This is a genomic window from Arthrobacter sp. ISL-5, from assembly GCF_018613835.1.
Lineage (GTDB): Bacteria > Actinomycetota > Actinomycetes > Actinomycetales > Micrococcaceae > Arthrobacter.
This window is the reverse complement of record NZ_JAGGPM010000014.1, coordinates 26,438-41,715: the sequence shown is the minus strand read 5'-3', so window position 1 is coordinate 41,715 and position 15,278 is coordinate 26,438. Positions and strand designations below refer to the sequence as shown.

The 15,278-nt window shown below is 63.7% G+C and carries 10 protein-coding genes; 2 read left to right on the top strand and 8 right to left on the bottom strand.

The features are described 5' to 3' along the window. Window positions 1-283 precede the first annotated feature (283 nt). Both J7I89_RS07610 and rpoB read right to left on the bottom strand, forming a co-directional pair. Window positions 284-4,183 (bottom strand): DNA-directed RNA polymerase subunit beta', encoded by a 3,900-nt coding sequence (locus J7I89_RS07610; RefSeq protein ID WP_214968805.1) that lies wholly within the window; start codon window positions 4,181-4,183, stop codon window positions 284-286. Between the two features lie 99 nt (window positions 4,184-4,282). After that, window positions 4,283-7,789, bottom strand: a complete 3,507-nt coding sequence (rpoB, locus tag J7I89_RS07605; protein ID WP_214968804.1) for a DNA-directed RNA polymerase subunit beta — start codon at window positions 7,787-7,789, stop codon at window positions 4,283-4,285. A 463-nt stretch (window positions 7,790-8,252) separates the two neighbouring features. Here rpoB and J7I89_RS07600 point away from each other — a divergent pair, with 463 nt between their 5' ends. Both J7I89_RS07600 and J7I89_RS07595 read left to right on the top strand, forming a co-directional pair. Next, the gene (locus J7I89_RS07600) at window positions 8,253-9,452 is read left to right on the top strand and encodes an acetyl-CoA C-acetyltransferase (RefSeq protein ID WP_214968802.1); all 1,200 of its coding nucleotides are present in this window, start codon (window positions 8,253-8,255) and stop codon (window positions 9,450-9,452) included. Further along, entirely contained in the window at window positions 9,452-9,979 is a 528-nt protein-coding gene (locus tag J7I89_RS07595; protein WP_214968800.1) for an aminoacyl-tRNA deacylase, read from the top strand. The genes J7I89_RS07600 and J7I89_RS07595 overlap by 1 nt, the downstream gene beginning before the upstream one ends. A gap of 114 nt (window positions 9,980-10,093) precedes the next feature. Here J7I89_RS07595 and rplL read toward each other — a convergent pair whose 3' ends face one another. From rplL to rplK, 6 genes are all read right to left on the bottom strand, one after another. Beyond that, window positions 10,094-10,465 (bottom strand): 50S ribosomal protein L7/L12, encoded by a 372-nt coding sequence (gene rplL / locus J7I89_RS07590; protein WP_214968798.1) that lies wholly within the window; start codon window positions 10,463-10,465, stop codon window positions 10,094-10,096. 80 nt (window positions 10,466-10,545) lie between these two features. After that, complete coding sequence (gene rplJ / locus J7I89_RS07585; RefSeq protein ID WP_011692822.1) at window positions 10,546-11,136, bottom strand: 50S ribosomal protein L10; 591 nt, start codon at window positions 11,134-11,136, stop codon at window positions 10,546-10,548. 327 nt (window positions 11,137-11,463) lie between these two features. Then, the gene (locus tag J7I89_RS07580) at window positions 11,464-12,579 is read right to left on the bottom strand and encodes a GNAT family N-acetyltransferase (RefSeq protein ID WP_214968796.1); all 1,116 of its coding nucleotides are present in this window, start codon (window positions 12,577-12,579) and stop codon (window positions 11,464-11,466) included. Between the two features lie 81 nt (window positions 12,580-12,660). Next, window positions 12,661-13,752: a GNAT family N-acetyltransferase gene (locus J7I89_RS07575; protein WP_214968794.1), complete on the bottom strand. Its 1,092-nt coding sequence runs from the start codon at window positions 13,750-13,752 to the stop codon at window positions 12,661-12,663. Between the two features lie 185 nt (window positions 13,753-13,937). Next, complete coding sequence (gene rplA, locus J7I89_RS07570) at window positions 13,938-14,645, bottom strand: 50S ribosomal protein L1 (protein ID WP_214968792.1); 708 nt, start codon at window positions 14,643-14,645, stop codon at window positions 13,938-13,940. Between the two features lie 175 nt (window positions 14,646-14,820). Continuing rightward, window positions 14,821-15,252, bottom strand: coding sequence for a 50S ribosomal protein L11 (rplK, locus tag J7I89_RS07565; protein ID WP_003803853.1), 432 nt, complete (start codon window positions 15,250-15,252; stop codon window positions 14,821-14,823). Between the last annotated feature and the right edge of the window lie 26 nt (window positions 15,253-15,278).

Genomic DNA, 15,278 nt, shown 5'->3' with positions numbered 1-15,278 from the left:
TAGTCGGATCGCACACATGGGGAATGACCTGACTCTCGTCTTCAAAGGTCCCTAGGCATGCAAAAATGTGGCATACGTTGCACAAGAACCCTGCAAACCGGAAACGTCGCTCTGGACCGGCCTTTCGGCTGGTCCGGCGCTCTCATCCACTGCCACAATAACAATTGGTCACAAGTCTAACATGGACTGCCGCCAGACCTTAATCGGCGCGGAATCCGGGGACTGAAAGGCCCCGTTCCCACAGTTGTGGAAACGGGGCCCGTCAGTTCAGGAGACCGACTCGTCAGCGGAAGTCGTTGCCGAGGTCGTAGTCATCCAGCGGGATGGCGTGGAACTCAGGAGCTCCGTCGCCGCCCAGGGTGTCGTAGGAGAAGTCGCTGAACGCGCTCGGGCCGGTGAACAGGTTGGCCTTTGCTTCTTCAGTCGGTTCCACAGCGATCTCGGTGTAGCGCGGGAGACCCGTGCCGGCCGGGATGAGCTTACCGATGATGACGTTTTCCTTGAGGCCGAGCAGCGGATCGCTCTTGCCTTCCATGGCCGCCTGCGTCAGGACGCGGGTGGTTTCCTGGAAGGAAGCCGCGGACAGCCAGGACTCGGTGGCCAGCGACGCCTTGGTGATGCCCATGAGCTCAGGACGGCCGGAAGCCGGCGTCTTGCCCTCGGAGACAACACGGCGGTTGGCCTCTTCGAAGCGGCTGCGTTCGGCGAGCTCGCCGGGCAGCAGATCCGAATCGCCGGATTCGATGACCGTGACGCGGCGCAGCATCTGGCGGACGATGACCTCCACGTGCTTGTCGTGGATGCCAATGCCCTGGCTGCGGTACACGCCCTGCACTTCGTCCACGAGGAACTTCTGTGCCGCACGCGGACCCATGATGCGCAGGACCTGCTTCGGATCGACCGGGCCGTTGATGAGCTTCTGGCCCACCGTGACGTGCTGGCCGTCTTCGATCAGGAGACGTGAACGGCGCAGTACCGGGTACGCAATCTCTTCGGAACCGTCGTCCGGAGTGATGACCAGGCGCATCTGGCGCTCGGACTCTTCGATGGCGATGCGTCCGGCTGCTTCCGCAATCGGCGCCACACCCTTCGGAGTACGGGCTTCGAAGAGCTCCTGGATACGGGGCAGACCCTGGGTGATGTCGTCGCCACCGCTGGCGGAAACAGCACCACCGGTGTGGAACGTACGCATGGTCAGCTGGGTGCCCGGCTCACCGATGGACTGCGCGGCGATAATGCCCACTGCCTCACCGATGTCGACGGTCTTGCCCGTGGCCAGTGAACGGCCGTAGCACAGGGCGCAGGTGCCGACGCTGGACTCACAGGTGAGCACGGAGCGGACCTTGACCTCGGTGATGCCGGCTGCGAACAACTCGGCGATCACGACGTCGCCGCAGTCGGTGCCGCCGGCTGCCAGGACGTTGCCCTTGGAGTCAACGACATCCACGGCCAGCGTTCGGGCGTAGGCGCTGTTCTCGACGTTCTCGTCCAGAACCAGCTCACCGTTGGCGTCGGCGACCGCGATCGGCGTCACCAGGCCGCGTTCGGTGCCGCAGTCCTCTTCGCGGACGATGACGTCCTGCGAAACGTCCACCAGACGACGGGTCAGGTAACCCGAGTTGGCGGTACGCAGGGCGGTGTCGGCCAGACCCTTACGGGCACCGTGCGTGGCGATGAAGTATTCCAGCACCGACAGGCCCTCGCGGTAGGAGGACTTGATCGGACGCGGGATGATCTCACCCTTAGGGTTGGCCACCAGGCCACGGATACCCGCGATCTGACGGACCTGCATCCAGTTACCACGTGCACCGGATGACACCATGCGGTTGATGGTGTTCATCGGCGAGAGGCTGTCACGCATTGCCTGGGCAATTTCGTTGGTCGCCTTGTTCCAGATCTCGATCAGTTCCTGGCGACGCTCGTCGTCGTCGATCAGGCCCTTGTCGTACTGGCCCTGGATCTTCGCGGCGCGCTCCTCGTAACCAGCCAGAATCACCGGCTTGTCCTTGGGCACCTCAATGTCGGAGATGGCGACCGTGACGCCTGAACGCGTGGCCCAGTAGAAACCGGCATCCTTCAGGTTGTCCAGCGTTGCTGCTGTGACGACCTTCGGGTAGCGCTCTGCAAGGTCATTGACGATCCGGGACAGTTCGCCCTTGTCGGCAACGTCCTCAACCCAGGGGTAGTCGTCGGGCAGGGTCTCGTTGAAGAGGACCTGGCCGAGGGAGGTCTCAACGAGCGCGGTCTGACCCGGCTCCCAGCCCTCCGGGGCTTCCCAGCCGGCGTAAGGGACAAAGCCCTCAAGGCGGATCTTGACCTTGGAGTTCAGGTGCAGCTCGTGCAGGTCGTAGGCCATGATGGCTTCCGCAACCGAACCGAAGTTCCGGCCTTCGCCAGCTGAACCGACACGCTTGGTGGTCAGGTGGTAGAGGCCGATGATCATATCCTGCGAAGGCAGGGTCACCGGACGGCCGTCGGACGGCTTCAGGATGTTGTTCGAGGAGAGCATCAGGATGCGTGCCTCGGCCTGGGCTTCGGGGCTCAGCGGCAGGTGGACTGCCATCTGGTCGCCGTCGAAGTCAGCGTTGAAGGCGCCACAGACCAGCGGGTGGAGCTGGATTGCCTTACCTTCAACAAGCTGCGGTTCGAACGCCTGGATGCCGAGGCGGTGCAGGGTAGGTGCACGGTTCAGCAGCACAGGGTGCTCGGTGATGATCTCTTCGAGCACGTCCCAGACCTGCGGACGGTAACGCTCGACCATGCGCTTGGCCGACTTGATGTTCTGCGCGTGGTTGAGGTCAACCAGGCGCTTCATCACGAACGGCTTGAAGAGCTCCAGCGCCATCTGCTTGGGCAGGCCACACTGGTGCAGCTTCAGCTGCGGGCCGACGACGATGACCGAACGGCCGGAGTAGTCGACGCGCTTGCCGAGGAGGTTCTGGCGGAAACGGCCCTGCTTGCCCTTGAGCATGTCGCTCAGGGACTTCAGCGGACGGTTGCCCGGTCCGGTGACCGGACGGCCGCGGCGGCCGTTGTCGAAGAGGCTGTCAACAGCTTCCTGAAGCATGCGCTTCTCGTTGTTGACGATGATCTCCGGAGCACCCAGGTCAAGCAGTCGCTTGAGCCGGTTGTTGCGGTTGATCACGCGGCGGTAGAGGTCGTTGAGGTCGGAGGTCGCGAAGCGGCCACCGTCCAGCTGGACCATCGGGCGCAGTTCCGGCGGGATCACCGGGACGGCGTCCAGCACCATGCCGAGCGGGCTGTTGTTGGTGGTCAGGAACGCGTTGACAACCTTCAGGCGCTTCAGGGCGCGGGTCTTGCGCTGGCCCTTGCCGTTGGCGATGATGTCGCGCAGTGAGTCCGACTCGGCCTGCATGTCGAAGTTCTCAAGGCGCTTCTTGATGGCTTCGGCACCCATGGAGCCTTCGAAGTACATGCCGTAGCGGTCGCGCAGTTCGCGGTAGAGGCCTTCGTCGCCTTCGAGGTCAGCGACCTTCAGGTTCTTGAACCGGTCCCAGACCTGCTCGAGGCGCTCGATCTCGGCGTCGGCGCGCTTGCGCACGTTGGCCATCTGGCGGTCGGCGGAGTCGCGGGCCTTCTTCTTGTCGGCAGCCTTGGCGCCTTCGCCTTCGAGACGGGCAAGCTCGTTCTCAAGGTCGCGGGCGATCGTGGCGATGTCGGAGTCGCGGTTGTCGATCAGCTGCTTCTTCTCGATGTCGTGCTCAACCTGAAGGTTGGGCAGTTCCTCGTGGCGGCTGTCGGTGTCGACGCTCGTGATCATGTAGGCAGCGAAGTAGATGACCTTTTCGAGGTCCTTCGGTGCCAGGTCAAGGAGGTAGCCCAGACGGGAGGGAACACCCTTGAAGTACCAGATGTGGGTTACGGGCGCAGCCAGTTCAATGTGGCCCATGCGCTCACGGCGCACCTTGGCACGGGTGACCTCAACGCCACACCGCTCGCAGATGATGCCCTTGAAGCGCACGCGCTTGTACTTGCCGCAGTAGCATTCCCAGTCCCGGGACGGGCCGAAGATCTTCTCGCAGAAGAGGCCGTCCTTCTCGGGCTTGAGCGTGCGGTAGTTGATGGTTTCCGGCTTCTTAACCTCGCCGTACGACCAGCCACGGATGTCTTCCGCGGTGGCGAGGCCGATCTGCATGAGGCCGAAGGAGGATTCGCTGGACATAGGGTCCCTGTTCTCTCTTGTTCTCTAAATTCTGAAGTCTTGGTTACGGGAAGAGGCGAGGGCCCGACGGCGGGTGGTCACCCGCCGTCGGACGCCCTGCTAAACCTCTTCTACGGAACTGGGCTCTGCACGAGACAGATCGATGCCCAGTTCTTCCGCAGCCGTGAAGACTGCGTCATCAGAGTCACGCATTTCAATTGTGGTTCCGTCCGTGGAAAGTACTTCCACGTTCAGGCACAGCGACTGCATTTCCTTGATCAAGACCTTGAAGGACTCAGGAACGCCCGGCTCCGGGATGTTCTCGCCCTTGACGATGGCTTCGTAGACCTTCACACGACCGTGGATGTCATCCGACTTGATCGTGAGGAGCTCCTGGAGCGTGTAGGCGGCGCCGTAAGCTTCGAGCGCCCACACTTCCATTTCACCGAAGCGCTGGCCACCGAACTGTGCCTTACCACCCAGCGGCTGCTGCGTGATCATGGAGTACGGGCCGGTGGAGCGTGCGTGGATCTTGTCGTCCACCAGGTGGTGGAGCTTCAGGATGTACATGTAGCCGACCGAGATCGGATCCGGGAACGGCTCGCCGGAGCGGCCGTCAAACAGGCGGGTCTTGCCCGAGGAGTTGATCAGGCGGTCACCGTCGCGGGTCACGTTGGTGGAGTCCAGCAGACCGGTGATTTCCTCTTCACGGGCACCGTCGAAGACCGGCGTTGCAACAGTGGTCTGGCCACTCTCGCGCGGCAGGTTCGGCAGCTGCTTGGCCCATTCAGGCTCGCCTTCGATCTTCCAGCCGGTCTTGGCGACCCAGCCGAGGTGCGTTTCGAGCACCTGGCCGACGTTCATACGGCCCGGAACACCCAGCGGGTTCAGGACAATATCAACGGGGGTACCGTCGGAAAGGAAGGGCATGTCCTCGATCGGCAGGATCTTGGAGATAACACCCTTGTTGCCGTGGCGGCCGGCGAGCTTGTCGCCGTCGGTGATCTTACGCTTGGCGGCCACGTAGACACGGACCAGCTGGTTGACGCCCGGGGGCAGTTCGTCGTCGTTGTCGCGGTCGAAGACGCGCACGCCGATGACGGTGCCGGACTCGCCGTGCGGAACCTTCAGGGAGGTGTCGCGCACTTCGCGGGACTTCTCGCCGAAGATGGCGCGGAGCAGACGCTCTTCCGGGGTCAGTTCGGTTTCACCCTTCGGGGTGACCTTTCCGACCAGGATGTCGCCGGCTTCAACTTCAGCACCGATGTGGATGATGCCGCGCTCGTCCAGGCCAGCCAGGACTTCCTCGGACACGTTGGGGATGTCACGGGTGATTTCCTCGGCACCAAGCTTGGTGTCGCGGGCATCGATCTCGTGCTCCTCGATGTGGATGGAGGAAAGAACGTCCTCAGCCACGATGCGCTGGGACAGGATGATGGCATCCTCGAAGTTGTGGCCTTCCCATGACATGAATGCCACGAGCAGGTTCTTACCGAGGGCGAGCTCGCCCTGGTCCGTTGCCGGGCCGTCAGCAATGATGCCGCCAACTTCCAGGCGCTGGCCTTCGCTCACCAGAACGCGGTGGTTGTAGCAGTTGCCCTGGTTGGAACGGGCGAACTTGTTGATGCGGTAGTTGGTTTCCGTGCCGTCGTCGTTAAGCATGATGACGAGTTCAGCGGAGACCTCGGTAACCACACCTGCCTTCTTCGCGATGACAACGTCACCGGCGTCGACAGCAGCGGCGCGTTCCATGCCGGTACCGACGAACGGTGCCTCGGAACGGACCAGCGGCACAGCCTGGCGCTGCATGTTGGCACCCATGAGTGCGCGGTTAGCATCGTCATGCTCGAGGAACGGAATCAGGGCGGTTGCCACGGACACCATCTGGCGCGGGGAGACGTCCATGAACTGCACGTCGGCTGCGGGAACGAGAACGGGCTCGCCTCCACCACCGCGGGCACGGACCAGGACGGTCTCTTCAGCGAACTTCTTGTTGGCGTCGAGCGGAGCGTTGGCCTGTGCGATCAGGACCTCTGCTTCGTCATCGGCCGTCAGGTACTGGACTTCGTCGGACACGACGCCCTCGGCCACGAGACGGTACGGGGTCTCGATGAAGCCGAACGGGTTGATGCGTCCGTAGGAAGCCAGCGAACCGATCAGACCGATGTTCGGGCCTTCAGGGGTTTCGATGGGGCACATACGTCCGTAGTGCGACGGGTGAACGTCTCGGACTTCCATGCCTGCACGGTCACGGGACAGACCGCCCGGTCCAAGCGCAGACAGGCGGCGCTTGTGGGTCAGACCCGAGAGCGGGTTGTTCTGGTCCATGAACTGGGACAGCTGGGACGTTCCGAAGAACTCCTTGATGGCTGCCACCACCGGGCGGATGTTGATCAGCGTCTGCGGCGTGATGGCCTCGACGTCCTGCGTGGTCATACGCTCGCGGACGACGCGCTCCATGCGGGACAGGCCGGTGCGGACCTGGTTCTCGATGAGCTCGCCGACGGCGCGGATGCGGCGGTTGCCGAAGTGGTCGATGTCATCGATCTCGACGCGCAGTTCGTGGTCCTGGCCGTCGCGCTTGCCCGTGAGGGTCTTCTCACCGGCGTGCAGCGCAACCAGGAACTTGATCATGGCGACGATGTCTTCAACGTGCAGGACAGACGCTTCCTTGTCACCAAGGGAGCGGTCGATGCCGAGCTTGCGGTTGATCTTGTAACGGCCGACCTTGGCCAGATCGTAGCGCTTGGAGTTGAAGTACAGGTTGTCCAGCAGCGACTGGGCAGCCTCGACGGTGGGCGGCTCGCCCGGACGGAGCTTCCGGTAGATATCCAGCAACGCGTCTTCGCGGGTTTCGGTGGCGTCCTTCTCCAGCGTTGCACGCATGGAGTCGTACTGGCCGAACTCCTCGAGGATCTGGCCTTCGGTCCAGCCGAGGGCCTTCAGCAGCACGGTGACGGACTGCTTGCGCTTGCGGTCGAGGCGAACGCCGACCTGGTCGCGCTTGTCGATCTCCAGCTCGAACCATGCACCGCGGGACGGGATGATCTTTGCGGTGAAGATGTCCTTGTCGCTGGTCTTGTCGGCCGTGCGCTCGAAGTAGGCGCCCGGGGAACGCACCAGCTGGGAGACAACGACACGCTCGGTGCCGTTGACGACGAAGGTGCCCTTCTCGGTCATCAGCGGGAAGTCACCCATGAACACGGTCTGCTGCTTTATTTCGCCCGTGTTGTTGTTCATGAATTCGGCTTTAACGTACAGCGGAGCCGAGTACGTAGCGTCCCGGTCCTTGCACTCAGCCATGGTGTATTTGGGATCAGCGAACTCCGGATCGGAGAAGCTCAGGGACATGGTGCCCTGGAAATCCTCAATCGGGGAGATCTCTTCGAAGATGTCGGAAAGACCGGAGGTGGTGGCGACGCTGAGGTCGCCTTCTTCGACGGCTTTCGCTACCCTTGCCTGCCAGCGTTCATTTCCGACCAGCCAGTCGAAGCTGTCCGTCTGCAGGGCAAGCAGATTCGGAACGTCAAGAGGTTCGTGAATCTTTGCGAATGAGAGCCGGCGAGTGGCACCATCGGTGCTTGCCGTGTTAGCGGTTTCGTTATTAGAGGTGCTCGAGGCGACCAAGAGGGATCCTTCCACAGACCTTCAGGCGTTTTCAGATCTCCCCCGCTATGTACCCTGCGGAGTGACTCCGCAGTGCTACCATCCGGTTCCGCTATATGACCCGGGACCTGGTCTGCCCATGCTGGTGACGTTGTATACGGCACATTGATGGAGCAGCTGCCAGGCGAAGCCCACCGCTATATGAAGGCTGAAGGTAAACAGGGAAGACGCAAATATCCACGATACGGCAAAACTTCCCGCGTGTCTACCCCACTTCCCAGCAGATTGCAAGCACCGTTGCCGAGGGCATCTATCGTACGCCACCTCGGTCCCGCGGCCGACGGTCGCCGTGCGGGGTCCCGAGGGACAAGTCCCGGAATGCGGCCGCGCCGGAATTCAGCCCGCCGCCGCAGCGTTTGAATGGATAGGTGATCGGGCTCACGATAACCTAGGCGTATATCGACACGATCGGAAGAGATAAACCATGGGCAACTCCGCGGACAACAACGATGTTGTCATCCTGGCCGGCGCGCGCACACCGCAGGGCCGGCTGAACGGGCAATTGGCGAGCTTCACCGCCGTCGAACTTGGGGCGCACGCCATCAAGGCGGCCCTTGCTGCGAGCGGGGTTGAGGCGGAGCAGGTCGACGCCGTGATCATGGGCCAGGTGCTGCAGGCCGGTGCAGGCCAGAACCCTGCAAGGCAGAGCGCGATCGGTGCCGGAATCGGCTGGAACGTCCCCACGGTGACCATCAACAAGGTCTGCCTTTCGGGTCTCACCGCGGTGATCGACGCCGCGAGGATGATCCGCAGCGGCGATGCCGCCGTCGTCGTCGCCGGCGGCCAGGAGTCCATGACACGGGCCCCGCACGTCCTTCCGGGCTCGCGCCAGGGCTGGACCTACGGCGCCATCCAGGCCCTCGACGTTGCCGCGCACGACGGCCTGACCGACGCCTTCGACGGCCAGTCCATGGGCCTGTCCACCGAAGCCAAGAACCTCACGCTGGGCATCGACCGGGCATCGCAGGACAACGTCGCCGCACAGTCGCACCAGCGCGCGGCCATCGCCGCAAAGAACGGGGTTTTCGACGACGAGATCGCCCCCATCAGCGTCAAGCAGCGCAAGGGCGATCCGGTGGTCGTGGCCACTGATGAAGGCGTCCGCCCCAACACATCCGTCGAAACACTGGCAGGCCTCCGGGCCGCGTTCGTCACCGACGGCACCATCACGGCCGGCAACTCCTCTCCCCTGTCCGACGGCGCCTCCGCCCTCGTCCTGACCTCCCGCAAATTCGCCGAGGAGAACGGACTCGAGTACCTGGCGGTGGTCGGCAAGCCGGGGCAGGTGGCGGGTCCGGACAATTCCCTGCACTCCCAGCCCTCCAACGCAATCCGGAACGCCCTGGACCGTGCCGGCTGGACCACGGCCGATCTGGACTTCATCGAAATCAACGAGGCGTTCGGGTCCGTGGCCGTGCAATCCCTCAAGGACCTGGACTACCCGCTGGAGCAGTGCAACATCCACGGCGGCGCGATCGCCCTGGGCCACCCCATCGGCGCATCCGGCGCGAGGCTGGCACTGCACGCCGCGCATGAGCTGAAACGGCGCGGCCAAGGCAAGGCCGCGGTTTCGCTCTGCGGCGGCGGCGGGCAAGGCGAAGCCCTCCTGCTGTTCCGGGACTAATGACCGGCCCAGCCGCTGCCGGCACGGCCGGTACCGGAGCGGGCGGCGCCGGAGCGGGCGGCGCCGGCAGGGAGCGATTCCTTGCCGACGCCGCCGCCCGCGGCCTGGACGTCGAGATCGTGGAGCGGCTTGCCGCCCACAGCCTCGAGGAAGCGGCGCGGATCCTCGGCATCGCCCCGGCGGACATCGTGAAGTCCCTCGTGGTCAAGCACAAGGACGGGACTTTCCTGTTCGCCCTCATCCCCGGCGACCGCCAGATCTCCTGGCCGAAGCTGCGCAGCCTGGTGGGCGTCAACAAGCTGTCCATGCCCGCGGCCGACGTCGCCCTCGAAGCCACCGGCTATGAGCGCGGGACCATCACGCCGCTCGGCAGCACCACGGCGTGGCCCGTTTACGCGGACAAGAACATCTCGGGCAAGCGCATTTCCATGGGTGCGGGCCAGCACGGCTACAGCGCCTTCGTGGACGCCGACGCCCTGACCGCGGCGCTCGGCGCAGTCATCGCGGACATCAGCGATCCCAACTAGGTCGCAGCAGGCGTCGTTTTCAGCCGTCAAAAGGGCGCCTGCTGCTACCCAGTTGGGTTAAATGCAGGAATCCCCGCCCACCGGAGTGGACGGGGATTCCAGGCAGAGCCTGTATTACTTGAGGGTAACGCGGGCGCCGGCAGCTTCGAGCTGATCCTTGGCCTTCTCGGCAGCTTCCTTGGTGGCACCTTCGAGGACAGCCTTGGGAGCGCTGTCAACCAGGTCCTTGGCTTCCTTGAGGCCCAGGGAAGTGATGGCGCGAACTTCCTTGATCACTGCGATCTTCTTGTCGCCAGCAGCTTCGAGGATGACGTCGAAGTCGGTCTTCTCTTCGGCTTCTTCAGCAGCGGCAGCCGGGCCAGCAACGGCAACAGCGGCAGCGGTAACTTCGAAGGTCTCTTCGAAGAGCTTGACGAACTCGGAGAGCTCGATGATGGTCAGTTCCTTGAAAGCTTCAATGAGCTCTTCGTTGGTGAGCTTCGCCATGGTGTGGCGTCCTTCCTATAGGTGGTGCTTGGCGGCGTTGTGCCGTGCCTTCACACCGGAGTCTGGTTTGAAAGAGAAAATTAGTTCTCTTCGGTGGCTGCGGCTTCGGCCGGAGCTTCGGTCTCTGCTGCTTCCGCGGCCGGGGCTTCTTCAGCGGCGGGCGCTTCGGCAGCTGCCGGTGCACCGTTCTCTTCTTCAAGCTTGAGGCGCAGGGCGTCAATGATGCGTGCAGCAGCGGCAGCAGGAGCCTTGAGGATGCCTGCAACCTTGGCGAGCTGCAGCTCGCGGGACTCGAGTGCTGCCAGGGCAGCAACTTCGCTGGCGTTCAGTGCCTTGCCCTCGAAGTAACCGGTCTTGATAACCAGCTGCTTGTTGGTCTTGGCAAAATCCGTCAGGCTCTTGGCAGCTGCAACTGCGTCACCCTTGATGAACGCGATTGCAGTGGGGCCGGCGAGCTGGCCGTCGAATGCTTCGACACCAGCTTCCTTGGCTGCAATGGCGGTCAGGGTGTTCTTGACGACCGCGAACTTGGTGTCCTGGCCGAGAGAAACACGCAGCTGCTTGAGCTGTGCAACGGTGAGCCCACGGTATTCGGTCAGGACAGCGGCGTTCGATTCCTTGAAATCGTTAGTGATCTCAGCTACTGCTGAAACCTTGGTAGGCGTTGCCATAACCCTCCTTCCGGGGATAGTGCCGGTATTCCGGGTCCCCGCTCAGGTGAGCTAAAAACTAAAAACGCCCCGCGCAGATGCACGGGGCTTGGCTCAACACGGTTCATCACCGCGGAGCTTCTGCTTCGTTCACCTGCGCCGGCCGCCCTATGTTCAGGGTCCTTCGTCCAGAAATCCACTGACCCTCCCGCACACAACTGCAGAGTTGAGCTGAGCTCGAGAGAGTGGATTTCCAACAACCGACGGTCTTTGGTAGCTCAAGCTTACGGGACGCCGCACCGGTCCGCCAAATCGGCGGCCCGGCGGCAGCCTTCCAACCGGCACGGCTCAGCTGGTGCTGGGCCCCAGGTCCGGGAGTTCCTTCTGCCAGATTCCGGTGACGCCCGCCGTCGTGAATCCCAACTGCCGGTTGACCGTGAGGAGATACCGGTTTTCCGGGGCGTTCCAGGTGTAGATCACGCGCGCGTCCGGGAACTGCTCCGTCAGCCGCTCCATGTTGGCCACCTTGATCAGCAGGCCGAGCTTGTTGCCCCGGTGTGCCTGCAGCACCACGGTGTCGTCCTGGAACACAACGTCCTGGCGCTGCGCCAGGACGCTGATGGTGGTCAGCCCCACCAGGATGCCGGTGGCAATATGCTCGACGGCGGTCACCACCGTGCGCCGTCCCTGCGCGATGGTGACTTCCTCCGCTTCACGCAGGATCCGCGCGTCAAACACCATGGTGTCCTCTTCGCCCACGGCGGCGGGCTCGACATCCCCTCCGGCCTGGTTTTCGAGCACGGCAACGGCCTCCAGCCACCGTTCGGGGCAGCGGTCCGTCCAGTGGTGCAGGCGGTAACGGCCGTTGTTCGCTTCCTCGGCCTCGGCTTCGAGCTCCGCCACGAGCTTGCTGTCCAGCGGCAGGGCGCACGAGCTGAACTGTTCGATGTGCTGGAGCGTGTAGCCGGTGCGCCGGGCGAACTCCACTTCGCGGCTGCCGAGCGGCACGAAGCCCAGCCCCGAGCCCGGCACCAGCTGCTCGGGGTCAAATTCATGGAGCGAGGCCCCGGGATGGTTGGTGTCCACCAGGATCATCGAGCGGCCCTCGTCCCGGGCAAACTGTTCGGCCGCCTCCAGCAGCTGCCTGCCCACGCCCTGGCGCTGATACTCCGGCAGGATGTCCAGGGTGAACTCCGCGAGGTCCAGATTGTCGGTCAGGGGCAGGGCAATGTCCACCGCGCCCACTATGGTGCCATCGATTTTGGCCACCAGGATGACCTGCCGCTCGTAGGGATCATCCAGTTCGAGGAGCTTCTCCAAGGGCGCGTACGCGAGGTCGTCGCTGCCCCACGTCTGCATCCGGACCTTGCGCCCTACCTCGACGGCGGCCAGAAAGTCCGCTGCGTCGGGAGCGTCAATGGAATCCGGGATCCACAGCTGCTCGATCCGCACTTCACTTGCCATCATCCCAGCCGTTTCCGCCGCTCGCCCTTCCGGGCTGCGGGCTCGAGTCCACGCGGTGCATCCGTCGCCAGCATATGCCGGTTAGCACCGGCGCTGCCACTCGCCGTCGTACCCTGCCGGGCGGAACCCCAGGGCAATGTTGATGGCGAGCATGTGGTCGTTCTCCGCGGCGTTGAACGTGAGGATCCGTTCCACCGAGGGATGCGCTTCCATCATGCGCCGAAGGTTCAGCACCTTGACCAGCATGCCCAGGCGGCGGCCCCGGTGGGGCTTGGCGACCAGGGTGTCGTCCTGCTCCGCCAGCCAGGGCTTCGACGCCGAGTACTGCAGGACCGAATACGCGGCGAGCTCGCCGCTGGCCCTGTGCCTCGCCGCCGCCACGAGCGACTCCTGGCCGGTCTGCTTCCACTCGTCCTCGACGTGCCGGACGCGTTTGGCGTCCCACACCTCGGGGTCGTAATGGAGCGCCCCGGCGGGGGTGTCGGTGCTCATGCGCGACATGAGCACGGCAAGCTGGTCCACATATTCGTCCGGGCAGCTGTCCGTCCAGGCGAGGAGCTCGTACCGGTCGCCGGCTATGGAGTACGCGTCGCGCTCGAGCGCGTCCAGGACCGCTTCCGACGGCGGCATGTCCAGTGCGCTGAAACGCGTCACCTGCTCCAGCGTGTAGCTGGCCGCCGTCGCGAACTTCACTGCACGCGAATCGGACGGAATCCCGCCCGTCCCGGTTCCTGGTTTCAGGATGCCGGCGCCGTCAGGATCAAACCCTGCAACATGCTCGGTGAAGCTCTGCAGGGTGCTGCGGCCGTGGCCAGCGGCAAGGGCCTCGGCGTGCCGCAAGAGTGCCTGGCCGATGCCCCTGCCCGTGAACTCGTTCAGGACGACCACACGCACCATGGCGTCCTGGAGGTTTTCCTGCTGCGGCAGCCTGACCCAGGAGGTCGCCACCATGCGGCCGTCCAGCCGCACAAAGAAGAGACGGAGCTGCGCGTAGTCATCGTCGCGCCACGCTTCGAGCCGGGCACTCCACGGCCTGGCCCGGTCAAGGTTCCCCCAGGTCTGCAGCACCAGGGCATCGCTCAGATCGCTGAACTCGAGGAAATCTGCGGCGTCCGGAGAATCGAGGGAAGCAGGCAAAACCAGCGGCTCTATGCGGTACGCGGGTGTCGTCACCGGATCAGCCTAGCCTCATGGCCCTTCCACCCTCCAGAGTCCGGCAGGGTCCCGCAGGGTCCCGCAGGGTTCCGGGCGCAGCGTGCGCGTCGGGCGGCGTCCTGCAGCAAAGCAAAGGACCGCCCGGCGCAGTGCCGGGCGGTCCTTTCATGCCTGCCGGATTACCGGCGGCTGTTTCGCGAGGTTTAGGCCTCGGTCAGCACCTTGGTGACGTTGGGGTCGACGGAGATGCCGGGACCAAACGTGGTGGCAACAGTCGCCTTCTGGATGTAACGGCCCTTGGAAGCGGACGGCTTCAGGCGAAGCACCTCTTCGAGAGCGGCTGCGTAGTTCTCGGCCAGCTTGATGGCGTCGAACGAAACCTTGCCGATGATGAAGTGCAGGTTGGAGTGCTTGTCGACGCGGAAGTCGATCTTGCCACCCTTGATGTCGTTGACGGCCTTGGTGACGTCAGCGGTCACGGTACCGGTCTTCGGGTTCGGCATCAGGTTACGCGGGCCGAGGACCTTACCGAGGCGGCCAACCTTGCCCATGAGGTCAGGGGTGGCGACGGCGGCGTCGAAGTCGGTCCAGCCGGCTGCGATCTTTTCGATCAGGTCATCGGAACCAACGAAGTCGGCGCCGGCAGCGATTGCTGCCTCTGCCTTGTCGCCGGTTGCGAAGACGAGGACGCGGGCGGTCTTACCGGTACCGTGCGGCAGGTTGACCGTGCCACGAACCATCTGGTCGGCCTTGCGAGGGTCGACACCCAGGCGGAAAGCGACCTCAACGGTGGCGTCGAACTTGGACGGGTTGGTGTCCTTGGCGAGCGTCACTGCCTCGAACGGCGCGTAGAACTTCTCCGCGTCGATCTTGGCGGCGGCTGCCTCATATGCTTTGCTGCGCTTTGCCATGCTGCTTATTCTCCTTGTGCAGTTGTGGTCTGCGGACCGCGCTGGGCCCTGCCACAGTCAGTAGTCCGGCGTGGATTACCAACATTTCAATGTTTCGTGGTGCCGGTTTCCCGGCGGTGCTGCCCGGCGTCGTCGTCGGTTTCCCGAACCCGGCGCCGCATCAGCGGTGAGGGAATTAACCCTCGACGGTGATACCCATGGAACGGGCGGTGCCGGCGATGATCTTCGCTGCGCCTTCGAGGCTCGTGGCGTTGAGGTCTTCCATCTTGGTGGAGGCGATCTCGTTGACCTGGGCCTGGGTCAGCTTGGCAACCTTGACGGTGTGCGGGGTAGCTGAACCCTTGGCGACGCCTGCAGCCTTCTTGATGAGCTCTGCAGCCGGCGGGGTCTTGGTGATGAACGTGAATGAACGGTCTTCGTAAACCGTGATTTCAACAGGAATAACGTTGCCGCGCTGGGCTTCCGTCGCAGCGTTGTACGCCTTGCAGAATTCCATGATGTTGACACCGTGCTGGCCAAGCGCAGGACCGATCGGCGGGGCCGGGTTGGCGGCACCTGCCTGGATCTGCAGCTTGATGAGGCCGGTGACCTTCTTCTTGGGAGCCAATGTAGGGTCCTTCTCTCAATTGCGTC